The 18,145-nt window shown below is 58.0% G+C and carries 14 protein-coding genes; 5 read left to right on the top strand and 9 right to left on the bottom strand.

From position 1 onward, the window contains the following. Both maiA and hmgA read right to left on the bottom strand, forming a co-directional pair. The gene (gene maiA / locus ACP15F_RS14395; protein WP_424941512.1) at positions 1–639 is read right to left on the bottom strand and encodes a maleylacetoacetate isomerase; all 639 of its coding nucleotides are present in this window, start codon (positions 637–639) and stop codon (positions 1–3) included. Beyond that, positions 639–1,991 (bottom strand): homogentisate 1,2-dioxygenase, encoded by a 1,353-nt coding sequence (hmgA, locus tag ACP15F_RS14390; protein ID WP_424941511.1) that lies wholly within the window; start codon positions 1,989–1,991, stop codon positions 639–641. Before hmgA ends, maiA begins: the two co-directional genes overlap by 1 nt. Before the next feature lie 190 nt (positions 1,992–2,181). Between hmgA and ACP15F_RS14385 the strand changes: the two genes are divergently transcribed. From ACP15F_RS14385 to ACP15F_RS14365, 5 genes are all read left to right on the top strand, one after another. Then, positions 2,182–3,015 (top strand): flagellar motor protein MotB, encoded by an 834-nt coding sequence (locus ACP15F_RS14385; RefSeq protein ID WP_424941510.1) that lies wholly within the window; start codon positions 2,182–2,184, stop codon positions 3,013–3,015. 115 nt (positions 3,016–3,130) lie between these two features. Continuing rightward, positions 3,131–4,438, top strand: a complete 1,308-nt coding sequence (locus ACP15F_RS14380; RefSeq protein WP_424941509.1) for a flagellar hook protein FlgE — start codon at positions 3,131–3,133, stop codon at positions 4,436–4,438. A 24-nt stretch (positions 4,439–4,462) separates the two neighbouring features. Then, positions 4,463–5,920, top strand: a complete 1,458-nt coding sequence (gene flgK, locus ACP15F_RS14375) for a flagellar hook-associated protein FlgK (protein ID WP_424941508.1) — start codon at positions 4,463–4,465, stop codon at positions 5,918–5,920. Positions 5,921–5,929: 9 nt separating this feature from the next. Then, positions 5,930–6,940 carry a flagellin gene (locus ACP15F_RS14370; RefSeq protein WP_424941507.1) on the top strand — a complete coding sequence of 337 codons (1,011 nt, stop codon included), beginning with the start codon at positions 5,930–5,932 and terminating at the stop codon, positions 6,938–6,940. Beyond that, on the top strand, positions 6,937–8,040 hold the full coding sequence (locus ACP15F_RS14365) for a flagellar basal body P-ring protein FlgI (RefSeq protein WP_424941506.1): 1,104 nt from the start codon (positions 6,937–6,939) through the stop codon (positions 8,038–8,040). The genes ACP15F_RS14370 and ACP15F_RS14365 overlap by 4 nt, the downstream gene beginning before the upstream one ends. Positions 8,041–8,067: 27 nt before the next feature. Here ACP15F_RS14365 and ACP15F_RS14360 read toward each other — a convergent pair whose 3' ends face one another. The 7 genes from ACP15F_RS14360 to ACP15F_RS14330 form a co-directional block, all read right to left on the bottom strand. Continuing rightward, positions 8,068–9,195, bottom strand: a complete 1,128-nt coding sequence (locus ACP15F_RS14360; protein WP_424941505.1) for a beta-ketoacyl-ACP synthase III — start codon at positions 9,193–9,195, stop codon at positions 8,068–8,070. Positions 9,196–9,273: 78 nt separating this feature from the next. Next, on the bottom strand, positions 9,274–9,921 hold the full coding sequence (locus ACP15F_RS14355) for an RluA family pseudouridine synthase (RefSeq protein WP_424941504.1): 648 nt from the start codon (positions 9,919–9,921) through the stop codon (positions 9,274–9,276). A 36-nt stretch (positions 9,922–9,957) separates the two neighbouring features. Next, positions 9,958–10,860 carry an EamA family transporter RarD gene (gene rarD / locus ACP15F_RS14350; RefSeq protein WP_424941503.1) on the bottom strand — a complete coding sequence of 301 codons (903 nt, stop codon included), beginning with the start codon at positions 10,858–10,860 and terminating at the stop codon, positions 9,958–9,960. Between the two features lie 73 nt (positions 10,861–10,933). Beyond that, positions 10,934–12,004 (bottom strand): GGDEF domain-containing protein, encoded by a 1,071-nt coding sequence (locus tag ACP15F_RS14345; RefSeq protein WP_424941502.1) that lies wholly within the window; start codon positions 12,002–12,004, stop codon positions 10,934–10,936. Positions 12,005–12,126: 122 nt separating this feature from the next. Further along, positions 12,127–14,574 (bottom strand): GcvT family protein, encoded by a 2,448-nt coding sequence (locus tag ACP15F_RS14340; protein ID WP_424941501.1) that lies wholly within the window; start codon positions 14,572–14,574, stop codon positions 12,127–12,129. An 84-nt stretch (positions 14,575–14,658) separates the two neighbouring features. Next, positions 14,659–15,627: a GlxA family transcriptional regulator gene (locus tag ACP15F_RS14335; protein WP_424941500.1), complete on the bottom strand. Its 969-nt coding sequence runs from the start codon at positions 15,625–15,627 to the stop codon at positions 14,659–14,661. A gap of 65 nt (positions 15,628–15,692) precedes the next feature. Beyond that, positions 15,693–18,140, bottom strand: coding sequence for a GcvT family protein (locus ACP15F_RS14330; protein ID WP_424941499.1), 2,448 nt, complete (start codon positions 18,138–18,140; stop codon positions 15,693–15,695). Positions 18,141–18,145 lie beyond the last annotated feature (5 nt).

The following is an 18,145-nucleotide window of genomic DNA, read 5'->3' as shown; positions in this document are numbered from 1 at the left end:
TCACTCGGCATCCGGCTGTGCCTCGGGTCGCGCATCGGCGAAGGCGGGCAGGGCCAGACAGGTTTCTTCGATTTCGGTCAGACGCGGATAGGCGGACAGATCCACCCCCCAGCGCCGTGCGTTATAGTACTGTGCGACAAGGCAGATGTCTGCCAGTGTCGGCGTTTCGCCAAAGGCAAACTTGGTGCCCTTGTCGACCATCTGCTCAAGGGCGGCAAAGCCCGTGTCCATCCAGTGGACCATCCATTGGCGCTTGGCCTCGGCATCCGCGCCGAACGTATCGCCCAGATGCTTGGCCACGCGCAGGTTGTTCACCGGATGAATGTCCATCGCGATGACATGGGCGGCGGCCAGAACCTTGGCGCGGGCGACCGGATCGGCAGGCAGAAGAGCAGGCTCTGGCTGCACGGCCTCAAGATAGTCGATGATCGCCAGCGACTGGGTCAGAACGGTCCCGTCCTCCAGTTCCAGCGAGGGCACCAGATGGGTCGGGTTCTTGGCCACGTAATCTTCCGCATGCTGTTGCCCGCCATCTTTTACAAGATGGACAGACACATGCTCTGCACTGATCCCCTTCAGGTTCAGCGCAATGCGCACGCGATAGGCCGCAGTGGACCGCCAGTATCCGTAAAGCGTCATCACTTCTTACCCGGCGTCCCGTCGAACTTCTTCTCAAGGCTTTCCCAGCAGTCGATATATTCGTCCTGAAGCGGCGCTTCATTGGCCGCGAAGGCTGTCAGGTGCTGCGGGAAGCGGGTCTCGAACATGAAGGACATGGTGTTATCCAGCTTTTCAGGGCCGAGGTTCGAGTTCGAGGCACCCTCGAACGCATCGCGGTCCGGCCCGTGCGGCAGCATCATGTTGTGCAAAGACACACCACCGGGAACAAAGCCCTGCGGCTTGGCGTCATACTGACCGTAAATGTTGCCCATCAGCTCGGACATAATGTTCTTGTGATACCACGGCGGACGGAAGGTGTTCTCGGCCACCATCCAGCGCTCGCGGAACAGAACGAAGTCGATATTCGCGGTGCCGGGCTGGCCCGAGGGCGCCGTCAGCACGGTGAAGATCGAGGGGTCCGGGTGATCAAACAGAATCGCGCCAACCGGGCAATAGGTGGTCAGGTCATACTTGTAAGGCGCGTAGTTGCCGTGCCATGCGACGACGTCCAGCGGCGACTGGCCGATTTCCGTTTTGTGGAACTGACCACACCACTTGATGGTGATGGTCGACGGCACTTCGCGGTCTTCATACGCCGCAACAGGGGCTTTGAAGTCACGCGGGTTGGCCATGCAGTTCGCACCGATCGGACCGCGGCCCGGAAGCTCGAATTTCTGACCGTAGTTCTCGCAAACAAAACCGCGTGCCGGGCCTTCCAGAAGTTCCACCCGGTACACCAAACCGCGTGGGATGATGCCGATCTCTTGCGGGGCAAGGTCGATGATGCCGAGTTCTGTATAGAAACGCAGCTTACCTTCCTGCGGCACGACCAAAAGCTCGCTGTCAGCCGAGAAGAAATAGTCGTCCACCATCGACTCGGTGACCAGATAGACGTGGGTTGCCATGCCGACTTGGGTGTTCACATCCCCAGCCGTAGTCATGGTGCGCATGCCAGTGACCCAGTTCAGACCTTCAGCAGTGGGCACGGGATCCCAACGGTACTGGCCCAGCGAGATCACATCCGGATCCACGCAGGGCGCGGACTTCCAGTACGGCACGTCGATCTTGGTATAACGCGCCGAGTGCTTCACCGACGGACGGATGCGGTAACACCATGTGCGCTCGGGCGGGTTGGCGGTGAAGGCGGTGCCAGACAGCTGCTCGCCATACAGGCCATATTCGCATTTCTGCGGGCTGTTCATGCCTTGCGGCAGCGCGCCGGGCAGAGCCTCGGTTTCGAAATCATTCGCCCAACCGGGCATATAATGGGTTTCGGTGCCAACGGCTGACACCGCGCGATTCATATCGCGCGAAGGGCTGTGCTTGTTCATGATTCCATCCGTTTCAATGCCCAATCGGGCCGTCCTGTTGCGCGGCAATGATATCGTTGCATGTGAAATGAAGTCAAGAAAAAGGGAAGCTTCACATGCGAAGTAATGAAATGGCAACAATTTGAATAGTTAAACTGATGGAAACTCGGCTCTGATATCCCTGACCTCGGGTGAAAAATGAGGTGGTAGGATGCGTTCGAATGAACAAGCTCCGATAATTATCAAGAAGATCAAAAAAGGTGGCGGCGATGGCCACCACGGCGGCGCATGGAAAGTCGCCTATGCGGATTTCGTGACTGCGATGATGGCCTTCTTCCTGCTGATGTGGCTTCTGAACGCCACAACCGAAAAACAGCGCAAGGGCATTGCAGACTATTTCAATCCCACAATCCCGATTACCCGTGTGTCGGGCGGCGGCAGTGGCTCGTTTGGCGGGGACAGCGTTCTGAGCGAAGAAAGCCTGTCACAGACCGGCACGGGTGGGCAACCGCGTGATCCGGCCAGCGATAAGGGCGGGAAGCAAGCCGATGGCTCGGGGCCAGAAGGTGGAAAAGAAACCGCTAGGCTGAAGGAAATGGAAGAGATGCTTCTTGGCCGCTCTGGCGAAAGCATGGTCAGCGATCAGCTCCAGCGTCACATTGTAACCAAGATCACCGATGAAGGCCTGTTGGTCGAGGTTTTCGCACTAGAGCACGCGCCACTGTTCCACGCTGGCACCAACACACCGGCCCCGATCCTGGAAGAAATTCTGGCAACGGTGACCGAGGTCTTTAGCCTCGCGAAAAACGGTGTTGCAATCGAAGGTCATGTGGCGACCCAGCCGGTTGTAATTGCGAAAAACACCGCATGGCAGCTTTCATCAGGTCGCGCAGACACGGTACGCACGCTGTTCGAATCACTCGATGAAACACCAGGGAAAATTCAGCGCGTCACGGGACATGCGGATCGTGAACCAGCAACTACGAACGCAATGGCGGCTCGCAACAATCGGATCGAGCTTATCCTTCTAAGATCGAAAAGATAATAAAATCAAATACTAATCGGAAATCGTCGCGGATCCTGCGCCCATTAGGCGGCTGTTAAGGACACCCGGTCCACTCTGACCCGGACCAGAGGTAGATGCAGCAGAAAGGCGCACCATGACGATTTCCTCCTCACTAAGTGCCGGCGTGTCCGGGCTGAATGCGCATGCAACGAAATTGGCAACGATTTCAGACAACATCGCAAACTCTTCGACGTTCGGATACAAACGGGCTACCGCCGACTTTCAAAGCCTTGTGATCGGTGGGCAAGCCGGATCCGGCACCTATTCCGCCGGCGGCGTGCGTACGACGACGACCCGTCTGATTGACGAACACGGCCCCTTGATCCCGACGTCAAACCCAATGGATATCGCCGTTGGCGGACGCGGGATGTTGCCCGTCACGCAAGAGGTCTATGCCGACGCGAACCCCGGCGAACGCCCGATGATGATGACCACAACGGGATCATTCCGTACCGATTCCGAAGGCGTCCTGAAAACCGAAACCGGACTTGTATTGCTGGGCTGGCCTGCCGACGCAGACGGCAATGTAGCCACCTTCCCACGCGACACCGGTGTCGGCCTGGAGCCCGTTGTCATCAACGCCAACCAAACAGCGGGTGATCCGACGACCAATATGAAGCTGGGCGTCAACCTGCCCGCCGTCGAAACCGGTGCCGGATCCGCGGGCACGCCGCTTCCGCTTTCGGTGGAGTATTTTGGCAACCTGGGCACATCCGAAACTCTGGATTTCATCTTTACTCCTACCGTGCCCGGTACTGGATCATCGAACACCTGGACCATGCAGGTCTCCGACAGTGCTTCGGGTGGCGCGGTGATTGGCGAATACACGCTGGTCTTTGATGACAGCCGCGCCGATGGCGGCACACTGGCTTCGGTGACTGTCGTGTCCGGCGGCGCCTATAATGCGGCAGACGGCACATTGGACCTGACTGTCGCCGGTGGCCCCCTGTCATTAACCATCGGTGGGATCAGCGACCCCAATGGCCTGACGCAGCTGTCCGACAGCTTCGCACCTGTTGCGATCACGAAAAACGGTTCACCTGTGGGCAACCTGACCGCGGTCGAAGTTGATAAACACGGCTTCATCAAAGCGACCTATGATACCGGGTTCATCCGCACAATCTATCAAGTGCCGCTCGTGGATGTCTCGAATCCAAACGGTCTAATGTCGATCTCGAACCAAGCGTATCAAGTTTCGCCTGAAAGCGGATCTTTCTTCATGTGGGATGCCGGCGATGGTCCAACGGGCGAAGTCGTGGGCTTCGCGCGCGAAGGATCGACAACAGATGTCGCGGGCGAACTCACAAACCTGATCCAGACCCAGCGCGCCTATAGCTCGAACGCCAAGGTCATCCAGACAGTGGATGAAATGCTGCAGGAAACAACCAATATCAAACGCTGATCCAGTATCGCAGAATAGCTTACCATGACCCTCAACAGCGCTCTTCACAATGCACTGTCCGGCCTGAGCGCCAATGCGCGCGCAGCCCAAGTGGTGTCGTCCAATGTCGCCAACGCAACGACAGAAGGCTATGGGGCGCGATCGCTCGAACTGTCTTCGCGCACGCTGGGCGGCGTGCCATCAGGCGTCGTGGTCGAAGGAGTTCGCCGCCATGTAGACGAACGGCTATTAAGCGACCGACGCATGTCGGATGCGGCGATGGGTCACGAGAGTACCCGCTCTGGCTTTCTGGCAGATCTGACCAAGGCGCTCGGCACACCTGATCAACCCGGCTCTCTTTCGGGTCGTATGGCCCAATTCGAAGCCGCCCTGACCGAAGCCGCAGCCCGCCCAGACAGCGAGGCAGCCCTAAATTCCAGCATCAACGCGGCACGCAACATCGTCTCACATCTGAAAGCCACATCCGATGACATTCAAGCCGCGCGCCTGAGTGCGGATGGCGCCATCGCCCAAGAGATTGCGCAGCTCAATCAGGGCCTGCAAGACGTGCAAAACCTGAACATTAAAATTGGGGTTGCTAGCGCACGCGGAGCCGATCCATCCGGATTAATGGATCAAAGGCAACAGGCCATCGACGCGCTATCGTCAATCATACCGATCAAGCAGATTCCGCGGGATGGGGGACAGGTCGCTCTGATCTCTAGCGGTGGGGCAATCCTTCTGGACGGACGGCCCGCGCAACTGGATTTCTCGACTGTGAACATGATCGTACCCGAGATGACACAGAGCGGTGGTGCCCTATCCGGTCTGACGATCAACAATCAGCCAATCGAGACTGGGGCTGACCGCGGCGCGATCTCAGGCGGATCCTTAGCTGCACATTTTCAGGTCCGGGACGAGCTAGCCGTCACCGCTCAGGAACACGTCGACGCTTTTGCGCGCAATTTGGTCGAGAGGTTTCAGGATCCGGCACTTGACGCAACCCGTGCTCCGGGGGCCCCTGGCTTGTTCACAGATGCGGGTATGGCGTTCGACCCTGTCGACGAAGTCGGCCTTAGTACCCGCCTTTCCCTGAATGCGGCCGTTGATCCCGAACAGGGCGGCGCACTTTGGCGCCTGCGAGACGGGCTTGGGGCGGCTTCGCCGGGAAACGTCGGCAACGCAACTCTGCTCGGTGAAATGATCGACACACTATCTACCCCAGTTGTGGCCGCTTCTGGTGGCTTCTCAAGCACAGCCCGGTCCGCATCGGGCCTTGCCACCGACCTTTTGAATGTCGTCTCGACAAACCTTAACCAGATCGAAGCAAAGCTCAGCTTTGATACAGCTCAGAATACAAGTCTGCGCCAGATGGAGTTGGCGCAAGGTGTCGACACAGACGCCGAAATGCAAAAACTGTTGATCATCGAACAGGCCTTCGCCGCCAACGCCCAAGTGGTCACGGCCGCTGATGAAATGATGCAACTTTTGTTAGGCATGTAAGGAGGCTGGATGAGCATTTCGACATTTGGCGACATGGCCAGCACCTTCATGACCCATCGACAAAACACTCAACTCCGACAGGAAATGACACGGTTAGGTACCGAACTGTCAACGGGTCGCAAGTCTGATCTGGGTGCAAACGCGACAGGAGGTTTTGGTGCAGTGGCTGGTCTGGAACACAGCCTGAAGCTTTTGTCCGCCCACATGCAAGCCACAAACGAAGCGCGGTTGATGGCGGACACAACCCAGGTCGCGTTATCCACGATCCAAACACAAACGCAGGACCTGTCAAACGCCCTGATCGCAGCGCGCAGCTCAAACAATACGACTTTGCTGCAAACAACAGCGATGGACGCCGAACAGAAGTTCGCCTCGATCATATCAAAACTGAACACAGATGCCGGAGGCCGGTCCCTTTTCTCAGGTGCGGCCACGGACCAACCCGCCCTCGCCGATGCCGATACGATCATCACAGAATTGATGGCAGCAATTGCAGGCGAGAACACGGCGGCGGGCGTATCGACCGCAATCGACGATTGGTTCAGCATGCCAGGCAGCGGCTTTGAAACCCTCGGTTACTTGGGCGCAGATGAGAACTATGGCCCAATCCGGCTGGGCAACGGAGAGACCGCCACCTTACCTGTGCGCGCCAATGATCCCGAGATCCGAAACCTTCTGTCTGCGATCGCTAAAACAGTGGTGCTGGCCGAGGGCGCGCTGTCTGGCAATCTGGAAGAACAAAAATCACTTGCCGAGATGTCGTCAAACGGGCTGCTGACTGCTGTTGATCAGACAACGATGCTGCAAGCACAGGTGGGTGCCGTCGAAGCGCGGATTGAAAATGCCTCGGCGCATAACGCGGCCGAGCAACAAGCCTTGGAACTTTCCTACAACAAGCTTACCGCCGTGGATCCTTACGAAACGGCCACCCGGCTAGAGGAGCTATATAGCCAGATGGAGGCTCTTTACATCACTACCGCGCGCCTATCGAAACTCAGCTTCACGGACTATATGCGATGAAACACCTGTATGCCTGCCTGATGGCGCTATTTGCCCTGACCACCGCAGTCCACGCGAACTCGATCCGCATCAAGGATCTAGTCGAATTTGATGGGGTGCGCGGGAATGATCTTGTGGGGTACGGGCTGGTTGTCGGATTGAATGGTACCGGCGACGGCATCCGAAATGCGCCCTTCACCGAAGACATCATGTCGAACATCCTAGAGCGACTGGGTGTGAACATCACCGGCGAACAGTTCCGCCCCAAAAACGTGGCGGCTGTATTTGTCACAGCGTCACTTCCACCCTTTGCGCGCGCGGGATCGCGGATCGACGTAACGGTTTCTGCCATCGGGGACGCGAAGAGCCTGCTGGGTGGAACGTTGATCATGACGCCCCTGAACGCCGCTGATGGCGAAATCTATGCTGTTGGGCAGGGCACGATCATCGCGGGTGGCGCAAGCGCTGAAGGCGATGGCGCCACCGTAACGAAGGGCGTTCCGACCAGCGGTGTGATCCCCAGCGGTGCGCGGGTTGAGCGCGAGATCGACTTTGATTTCACTAAGCTGAAGTCTATCCGACTGGCTTTGCGCACGCCTGATTTCACCACAGCCGAACGGATCGAACGGGCTATCAATGGAAAGTATGGCCGCGTCGTTTCACGCATGCTGGACAGCGGTACCGTTGTCGTCGACATCACCGCAACGCGCGCAATCTCGCCTGCGCACGCCTTGGGCACGATTGAAAATATCGGTGTGGAACCAGAGCGACGCGCCAAGGTGGTTGTCGATCAACGATCAGGAACCATCGTAATGGGTGAAGATGTGCGGATCAGCCGGGTGGCTGTGTCCCAGGGCAATCTTACTTTGCGCATTCAGGAACAGCCCATTGTGGTGCAGCCCAACCCGTTCTCGGACGGCGAGGCGATTGTCGTCCCGCGCACCAATGCCGCGATCGAGGAAGAGCCCGGCATTGGCCTGGCCGAAGTCAGCGGCGGAGCGTCCTTGTCTGAACTTGTTGCCGGGTTAAACGCACTTGGTGTCGCCCCACGCGACATGATCGACATTCTAAAAAGTATAAAAGCCGCCGGGGCGCTTCATGCAGAGTTCATCGTGCGCTAGCGCCACTGGCCCCAGAAAGGGCCTGCCTCAAGCTCGGCGCACCACAACAGATCCCACTGAATAACCCGCCCCGAAGGAACAGATCACGCCCGTGTCACCGGGTGCAAGATCGTCCGAATACTTTGAAAACGCGATGATCGACCCCGCGGATGACGTGTTTGCGTAATCCTGAAGAATGTTGGGCTGTTCGCCACCTTCGGGTGTGCGCCCGAGCACCTTTTTCCCGATGAAGTCATTCATGGATTTGTTGGCTTGGTGCAACCAGAGCCGCTTCAAGTCATCTTGCCCTACTCCGATATCGCTGATGTGCCCCAAGATGTGTCTCGACACGATCGGCAGCACCTCTTTAAACACTTTGCGACCATTCTGCATAAACTGCATGTCGCGCCGATCAGGTAGATCGGCAGTCTCTTCGTGCGTGCGGCGCAAGAAACCGTTGTTGTTGCGAATATTGTTCGAGAATTGGGTCAAACAGCGCGTCGACAGGATCTCGAAATGATCGCCTTCGACATCTTCCTTGCGCTCGATCAGTGTCGCGGTTGCGACATCTCCAAAAATGAAGTGGCAATCCCGGTCACGCCATTCCAAATGGGCCGAGCAGATCTCGGGGTTCACCACAAGTGCACACTTCACCGACCCCGAACGGATCATGTCAGCGGCGGCCTGAATGCCAAACGTCGCGGAAGAACAGGCAACATTCATGTCGAACGCAAATCCGCCGGCGCCCAGCGCCTGCTGAATTTCGATAGCAATGGCAGGATAGGCGCGTTCGTGGTTCGAGGCAGCACAAATGACCAAGTCAACATCGCTTGCCTCGCGCCCAGCTTGGGCCAGAGCTTTCTTGCACGCATCGACGCCCATCTCGGTCATGATGCTTGGTTCGTCGTCGGCCCTCTCGCGCAAAGAAGGGTGCATCACGTCGGGGTCCAGAACGCCCGATTTGTCCATTACGTAACGCTGATGAATACCAGATGCTGAGACGATGAAATCCTCGGACGAATGGCCTATCGGCTCGGCCTCGCCCGCGGCGATTTGGTCTGCATTTGCGGCGTTCATCTTGTCCGCGTAGGCATTGAACGCAACCACAAGCTCAGCGTTAGAAATGGTTTCTGACGGAGTAAAAACGCCGGTTCCAGAGATGACAGGTTGATGCATGATTGGCTCCTCGCTGATCATTCTAATCAATCAGGATCGTTGCCGTCGGGCAAGTGGCGCTGCCCCAAGGTCAAGTGGTTAAAAGGGACACTTTGCCTTGAAGGTCATTCCTTTTCCACCATCCGGATGCCGCAAACGCAGGCTTTCGGCATGCAGCATCAAGCGCGGTGCGTCGCGGGCTTCGCCTGTCGCATAAAAGGGATCGCCCAGAATTGGATGACCCAGTTCCAGCATATGCACGCGCAACTGGTGACTGCGCCCTGTCTGTGGAAAAAGCCGCATTCGTGTGGCATTCTCTTCACGTTTCAGCACCTTCCAATCGGTCACGGCAGGCTTGCCGTTCTCGAGATCTACGTGTTGCTTGGGACGGTTGGGCCAATCCACGATCAAAGGAAGGTCCACTGTGCCCTCGGTTCCCTCAACCTGCCCGAACACTCGCGCGATATACGTCTTTTTCATCTGCCGCTTTTCAAATTGCAGGCCCAAATGACGCTGCGCATGGGGCGTCAGCGCAAAGACCATCACGCCCGAGGTGTCACGATCCAATCGATGTACCAGAAGTGCCTCGGGAAACACCGCCTGAATACGGGCAATCAGGCAATCGGCCAGATGTTCGCCCTTGCCCGGCACTGACAACAAGCCGGACGGCTTGTCGACCAGCAAAAGCTCGTGATCGTGATGCAGGATCACTAAGGGATCATTTGGCGGATTGTATTCAGATGACATGAGCGCGGGATAGCGGCTGAGGCTACACGCCGCAAGTCACCGCTTGCGGCGCATCTGCCGAAACATCGAGGTCGTATAGACGATCAAGGCCAGCCAGATCAGCGGGAATGCGATCAGTTTGGCCCCACCAAAGGGCTCGCGGAAGACAAAAACCGCGACCAGAAAGATCATCGTCGGCGCAATGTATTGCAGGATGCCGATGGTCGACAGACGCAGAAGCTTCGCCCCGTTGGCGTAGACCATAAGAGGCACAGCCGTCACCACCCCGCAGCCCATCAACAGCGCGGTATCCCAGGTCGAGGTGAAGAGATGCCCCTGTCCGGTCGCACCCAGCCAGACGACATAAGCCAATGCAGGCGGCGTCAGGATCAGAACCTCAAGAAGGAAACCTTGATTGGGGCCGATGGGCAGTGATTTTTTGAAGTATGCATAGAAACCCCAGGTCAACATCAGGCTGAGCGCGACCATTGGCAGGCGGCCCGTCTCGACGGTTAGAACGATCACAGCCAAAGCTGCCAGCAGCACCGCAACCCATTGTGCACGCGAAAGACGCTCCCCCAGAAGCATGGCGCCCATCAGGATCGAGAACAGCGGATTGATGTAATATCCCAACGCGGCCTCGACGGTCTGCTCGGCACCAATCGCCCAGATATAAATACCCCAATTAACCGAGATTAGGGTGGCCGTGACCAGAGCCAACATCAAGCTATGCCGGTTCGTCAGAACCGATTTAAGATCCCGCGTACGGCCTGTTGCAACCAATACAGCTCCGGCAACGGGAACGGACCAGATCACGCGGTGGGCCAGCACCTCGGTTGCGTGCATATGGGTCAGAAGCTTCAGGTAAAGCGGCAAAAACCCCCACAACACGTAGGCGGTAATCGCAAAGGCAAGCCCTTGCGGTGTGTCTACATTCTCAGGTCTGGCTGTGTTCGTCATCGCGCGCTCCTCACCCGGCCTGTATGACAGGCTCTGTGCAGGAATGGACAGCGCTATTTCTTGATGACTATCATCACGATACGTCGTTAACCTCGGTCAGGTTCACGACAGGAATAACATTTCCACGAGGCCCCGCCCGTTCCGCCCGGGATTCGTACATCGAACGGTCCGCCTGCGCGATCAACGCATCTAGTTGCGGCCAGTGCCCATCCTGAGCTGTCGCCGTTCCATAGCTTCCAACAATCCGTCCGATTTCAGTCACGGGCAGTGTTTCCGACAGACGCCGGCAGAAGTCGCGCGCACTGTTCTGTTCCACGCCGTGTAACAGAATACAGAATTCATCGCCGCCATACCGTGCGGCCAAGTCACCGTCTTTCAGTTGCGATCGAATGGCGGCCCCAACTTCGGACAGCACCATGTCACCTGCGTGATGTCCGATCTGATCGTTCACGCTCTTGAAGCTGTTAATATCCATGAAAACCAATGACAGACACCCGGCAGAGGACCGCGCCTCTTCGAGCATTGCCTCCGCGTCCTCCATGAATTTCCGACGGTTAAGCAAACCTGTCAGATCATCGCGGCTGGCCAATCGTTCAACCTCGGCCGTGCGCTCGGCCACCATCTGTTCAAGCGTTTCCGAATACGAGATTACTTCGTCCCGAGCGAGCTTGACCTCACTTACGAGGCCTTGAATGTAGGTGTCGAATACAAGCTGAAGATCGAACAGCATAAGCTTCTTCAGTGCATCCGAGGACATGTCATACCCGTGCTCTCTTACCAAAACTTCCTCGATTTTGCCTTCAAGCCGATGCATCGAAGAAACATAGAGTTTCGGTGGCACCCCGATCTGGGCGTGCACTTTGCCGATGCGCAGACGCGAGTTCACATAGCCCGCCCCATACTGCCCGCGAAACAGCGATTCAACATAGCCGGCCATCGCGTTCTTTAACCGTTTAAGCGTGTCAGAATCGCCGATGATGTTCTGGATCTGAGGGATCGCAGTTTGCTGTAGATAGAAGTCATCCACGACTTTTCGCGAAAACTCTTTCGCTGCGGAGTCATATTTGCCCAGAAGAGATTCCAGATCCGACGTCAGCCCAAGCAACCGTTTGCGTGAGGCAATATCACGGTCCGTGATACGCATATGCTGCGCCAATGTCTGTTCTGTCCGTCCGACATACCTCTGTGCAATCATCCTTACCCCTAGCGCGCTTGATTGAGTTCAATTTACGCTAGGGGGCTTCGGTTAATCTTTGGTTAACTTGGTCATGCTTTCGCACGTTCCCCTTTCGGATCGTACATCGGCTTCAGCGACGCTTCAGCCTTCACTCGTGTCCCAGCCACGTCGATTTCATAGGTCGAGGCCAAAACATCCGCAGCGGTTTCGCCTTTGCACGGGACATAGCCCATGCCCATGGCGGCACCCAGATGGTGTCCATAAGAACCCGAGCTGAGGTAGCCCACAATCTCGCCATCCCGAATGACGGGTTCGTTGTGATAGAGCAGCGGCTCGGGATCCGTCAGTTTGAACTGGACCATACGATTTTCCAGCCCGCTTTCCTTCTTGGCCAGCACGGCCTCGCGGCCGATGAAGTCCGGCTTGTCGGTTTTCACCGCAAAGCCAAGCCCAGCTTCCAGCACGTGATCCTCGCAGGTGATGTCATGGCCAAAGTGGCGGAAGCCCTTTTCGATCCGGCAGCTGTCCATCATGTGCATGCCGCAAAGCTTTAGGCCCATGTCCTGCCCGGCGTCGAAAAGCGTTTCGAACACATGGCCCGCCATATCGGCCGAGGCATAGATCTCCCACCCCAGCTCGCCGACATAGGTCACGCGGTGTGCGCGGGCCAAGCCCATGCCGATCTCGATATCCTGTGCGGTGCCGAAGGGGTTGGTCGCATTGGTGAAGTCGTTCGGGCTGACTTTTTCCAGCAGTTTACGGGCATTCGGACCCATGACGGCCAAAACGCCTTCGCCAGCGGTTACATCGGTGATCACCACGCGGAAGTCGCCCACGTGGCGCTGCATCCATGTCTGATCAGCCAGTCGGGTGGCAGCAGGGGTGACGACCAGATACGAGGTCTCGGTCAGCCGAGTGACGGTCACGTCGGCCTCGATCCCGCCGCGACGGTTCAGGAATTGGGTATAGACGATCTTGCCATTCGGCACCGAGTAATCGCCGCCGCCCACATAATTCATGAACGCCTCAGCATCCGGACCTTCGACGCGGATTTTACCGAACGAGGTCATGTCGTACATGCCCAAATTCTCGCGCACCGCCTTGTGTTCAGCGGCGGCGTTGTTGAACCAGTTGGGACGACCCCAGGTGTATTCGTACTCGGCTTTTTGGCCTTCATTCGCGAACCAGTTGGCGCGTTCCCACCCGGCAAGCTCGCCAAACACGGCACCCTGTTCCTTCAGGTGGTGATGGAAGGGCGTGCGGCGCACTCCGCGTGCGGTGGCTTTCTGGCGGAAGGGGAAGTGGTCGGCATAGAGCAAGCCCAGCGTCTCTTTCGAGCGTTCATAAAGGTAGTGTTTGTTTCCTTGGAAAGGTTGCATCCGGCTGATGTCCACGTCACCCAGATCGAAGGGCTTGTCGCCATCCTCCATCCATTGCGCCAATGCCATACCTGCGCCGCCTGCCGACTGAATGCCGATCGAGTTAAAGCCCGCAGCGACCCAGACATTGTCCATCTCGGGCGCGAGGCCAAGGTGATAGGCGTCGTCGGGCGTAAAGCTTTCCGGGCCGTTGAAGAAGGTGTGAATACCAGCCTCGGCCAGCATGGGCATGCGGTTACAGGCGTTTTCCAAGATCGGTTCGAAGTGATCGAAATCCTCGGGAAGTTGGTCAAACTCGAACGTATCGGCGATGCCGCTCATGCCCCACGGCTTGGCGTTTGGTTCAAACGCACCCAGCAGCATTTTTCCCGCATCTTCCTTGTAATAGGCACATTCGTCCGGCACGCGCAGCACCGGCATCTGGGTCAGGTTCGGAATGGCTTCGGTCACGATATAGAAGTGCTCACACGCGTGAAGTGGCACGTTCACGCCTGCCATGCGGCCAACTTCGTGGCCCCACATGCCCGCGCAGTTCACGATCATGTCGCAGGCAATGTGACCCTGTTCCTTACCGTCGTCCGAGGCCCAGTCTACTCCCGTCACCTTGCGACCGTCGCGCTGGATGCCTGTGACTTTGGTGCGCTCTTTGACGATCGCACCTTTCTGCCGTGCACCTTTGGCCAGTGCCAGAGCGATGTTGGCCGGGTCGCCCTGCCCGTCTTTCGGCAGCCACACACCACCGACCACGCCATCGATGTTCAGATGTTCATAGCGCGACAGGGCCTCTTCGGCGGTGATCTCTTCCACGTCGACACCAAACGCGCGGGCCATGGCGGCCTGACGGGCCAGTTCTTCCATCCGTTCGGTGGTCAGAGCCACGCTGATCGAGCCATTGCGCTTGAACCCAGTGGCCACGCCGGTTTCCGTTTCCAGATCGCCGTAAAGCTCCTGCGAGTACTTCGCCAGCTTCGTCATGTTTGCTGTCGCCCGCAGCTGGGCGATCAGACCGGCAGCATGCCATGTGGTACCGGATGTCAGCTGCTTGCGTTCAAGCAACACGACGTCTTTCCAGCCAAGCTTGGTCAGGTGATAGGCGACAGAGCAGCCGATAACGCCGCCACCGATGATGACAACGCGGGCTTGTGTGGGCATGGACATGGCATCACTCCTTGATGGATTCGGGTCGAAACTGGCACGAGGCGTCGCGACCAAACATCGTGTTTCCGACAAAATTGCCGGAATTCAGTTATTGTAGACTGGCAAGTTTCCGTTCTTGCGCAGCGACATGGGGGTCACGCCGAAATGGCGGCGGAACAGCGACGAGAACCCGTTGGGGAAGCCACAGGCCAGCCCGACATCGCGCACGCTCATCGCGGTTTTCAGCAGTAACGTGTTGGCGTGGTTCAGGCGCAGCTCGCGGTAATACGCATTGGGCGTGGTGTGGAAATGCGCGCGGAAATGGCGTTCCAGTGAGCGTTCAGAGATCCCCAGAAGTGCGACCAGCTCCGAGATGCGCAGCGGTTCTTCAAGATTGGCCTGCATCAGCTCGACACATTGATCCAGCGCCCGGTTCCCAGTCAGGGTAAGCTCTTTCCCACCAAAGGGTTGCAGGGTCGCGAAGGTGCGGATGTTTTCATGCAGCATGATGTCGGCAACTGTCGCGACTGAAGCAGCGGACAGGTGGCTGCCCAACAGCGCCAGTATAAGGTCATGGGTCGATCCCATTCCAGCGGACGTAATGATGCGACCGTCGTCAGCGACCAGCGCATATGACCCAACGCCCGGCGTACCGCGTTCATTCAGGACAGCGCGGTTTTCCCAATGGGTGGTGTGGCTCATCGTTTGTTCGCCGGTCTCGGCAATATGGCGGCTTGCGGCCTCGGACAGCAGGATCACGCGGGCGCCTGCCCATTGATAGGCTTTGATTTCTTTTTGCAGCGACAGTTCTTTTGCATCGGGGTCGGAATTGCCCAGAACAAAGACGTAATGCGCAGATGGTTTGGGTTGGAAGGGCTGGGTCGCCACGTCGATCCCGGCGCGACAGCGGATATCGCCCCCGTGGCGCGACAGGTTTTGCCAGCGAAACACCTGACGGGCCGTGACGCGGTTGGCGATGCGCAGAAGTTCAAGAATGGCGGACAGTTCTGTCAGGACGAAACCGTCCGACATCAGAATGTCGACCTGAATCGGATGCTGGATCATATCCTTCATCTCTGTTCCCTCCCAATTGGTGGCCCCACGCGAACTGCTCCGCGCAGGGCTGATTCTTCTAGCGATCAGGCGCGTAGACGTTCGTTTGCCGGATCCCAAAGCGGTTGGTCTTCCTGCACCACGGCTTTGAATTTTTCGCCGTAGATTTCGACCTCAAGCTCGGTGCCGGGTTTGGCCAATTCGGCGCGAACCATGCCCAGCGCGATCGACTTGTTCACGCGATGGCCCCATCCGCCCGATGTGGTCTCGCCCACGATCTCGTCGCCCGACCAAATGCAGGACATATAGGGCGCATCTGCGTCACCAGCGTCGACCGTCAGGGTGACGAAGGACTTCTTCACCCCCTGCTGCATTTCGTTCTGGATTGCGGCCTTGCCCGGGAAGTCCTGCGGCTTGTCCAGCTTGACGAAACGACCAAGACCACCTTCCAACAGCGAGTAGTCCGTCGAAAGATCGCCCTTCCACGCGCGATAGCCTTTTTCCAAACGCAGGCTGTTCAGCGCGTACATGCCGAACGGCTTGGCGCCACCAGCGACGATCGCGTCATAGATCGCGGGCATGTCTTCGTTCAGCGCGTGGACCTCCCAGCCCAGTTCGCCTGCGAAGGACACGCGCACCAGATGCGCGGGTTTGCCAGCGACGGTCGCCGCCTGATGGGTCAGCCAACCGAGGCTTAGGTCCGCATCCGACATGCCAGCCAGCAGATCGCGCGATTTGGGACCGGTCACGATGAGCGTGTCGCGGGTGGTGGTCACATCCTCGACCGTGACAGTCGCGGGCATCGCTTGGACCAGAATATCGCGGTCATGCCACTGCGCCGTTGCGGCGGTGATCATAACGAAGTCATCTTCGCCCAGACGCATGCACGACATCTCGGTCAGGATGCGGCCGCGGTTGTCTGCGATATAGACCAGATTGATGCGTCCGATCTTGGGCAGACCGCCGGTAACCAGACCACGCAGCGCTTCAGCAGCACCTTCGCCTTTGACGAAGAAGCGCGAGAAGCCCGGCAGGTCCAGAACGCCCACACCGTCACGCACGGCTTCGCATTCCTCTTTGATGCGTGCCTCCCACGGGCCAGAGCGGCCCCAAGTGTGTGTGCCTTCCTCCGAGGTATCGTCGCCGTCCTGCGCAAACCAGTTGGCGCGTTCCCAGCCGTTATAGGCACCCATGACGCCACCAGCGGCAATTACCCGGTCATGCACGGGCGACAATTTCTTGTCGCGGGCGGCGGGCCATTCGTGATGGGGGAAGTGCATGGCGTATTCGTTGCCGTAGACCTCCATGCCTTTCTGGTCGCAATAGTCCTGATCGGTGTAGTCGGTATAGCGGCGCGGATCGACCGCCCACATATCCCACTCGGTCGCGCCATCGACGATCCATTCGGCCATGACCTTACCGGCGCCACCACCTTGGGCGATGCCGAAGGTAAAGACACAGGCCTCGAACGCGTTTTCAACGCCGGGCATCGGACCCATCAGGGGCAGCCCATCAGGGGCATAGGGGATCGGGCCGTTGATCACGCTGGAGACACCCGAGGTCTCCATCAGCGGCACGCGGGCCATGGCGTCGACGACGATATCCTCGATCCGGTCCAGATCTTCCTGCCACAGCTGGAAGCTGAAATCGTCGGGCATCTTGTCCTCGTCACCGATCCAGTGCGCCTTACAGTTTGGCTCGTACGGGCCAAGGTTGTAGCCGTGCTTTTCCTGACGCAGATAATAGGACACGTCCACGTCACGAATTAGGGGCAGCTTGCCGCCATGTTCCTTAGACCATGCCTCGATCTCGGGGATCTGTTCGGTCAGCAGATACTGGTGCTCCATCACCATCATCGGCACGGTGCGACCGCCATAAGGCTTGAACCACTCGCCCACGCGCTGGGCATAGTACCCGGCGGCGTTCACCACATAGTCACATTCGATGTCACCCTTTTCGGTGTGGACGATCCACGTCTTGTCTTCCTTCTGGGTCACGCCCGTCGCAGGAGTGAAACGCAGAATCTTCTGACCCAGATCGCGTGCACCCTTGGCCATCGCTTGGGTGACCTGAGCGGGGTCGATGTCGCCATCCGACGGATCCCACAGCACACCGGCCAGATCATGCGTTTCAAGGAACGGGTAACGCTCTTTCGCCTGCTCGGGCGTCCACATCTCCATCTCGATGCCCTGATACCGGCCCATCGAGCACGCGCGTTCAAATTCCTGCATCCGCTCTTCGGTGTGGGCCAGACGGATCGAGCCAGTCTGGTGGTAGTTCATCGGATAGTCGACCTCTTCGCCCAGACGCGAATACAGCTCGGTCGAATAGCGCTGCATGTTCATGATCGCCCAGCTGGTCGAGAAGGTCGGCACGTTGCCCGCCGCGTGCCAGGTGGACCCTGCCGTCAGCTCGTTCTTTTCAAGCAACACGCAGTCGGTCCAGCCCTTCAGGCCAAGGTGATACAGCGTCGAGGCGCCGACAACACCGCCGCCGATGATGACGACGCGTGCTTTGGTGGGGAAGTCGGACATTTGGG

The sequence above is a fragment of the Aliiroseovarius sp. S253 genome, from assembly GCF_049800855.1.
Classification (GTDB): domain Bacteria; phylum Pseudomonadota; class Alphaproteobacteria; order Rhodobacterales; family Rhodobacteraceae; genus Aliiroseovarius.
The sequence above is the reverse complement of the archived record's forward strand: the minus strand, read 5'-3'. Positions and strand labels throughout refer to the sequence as shown.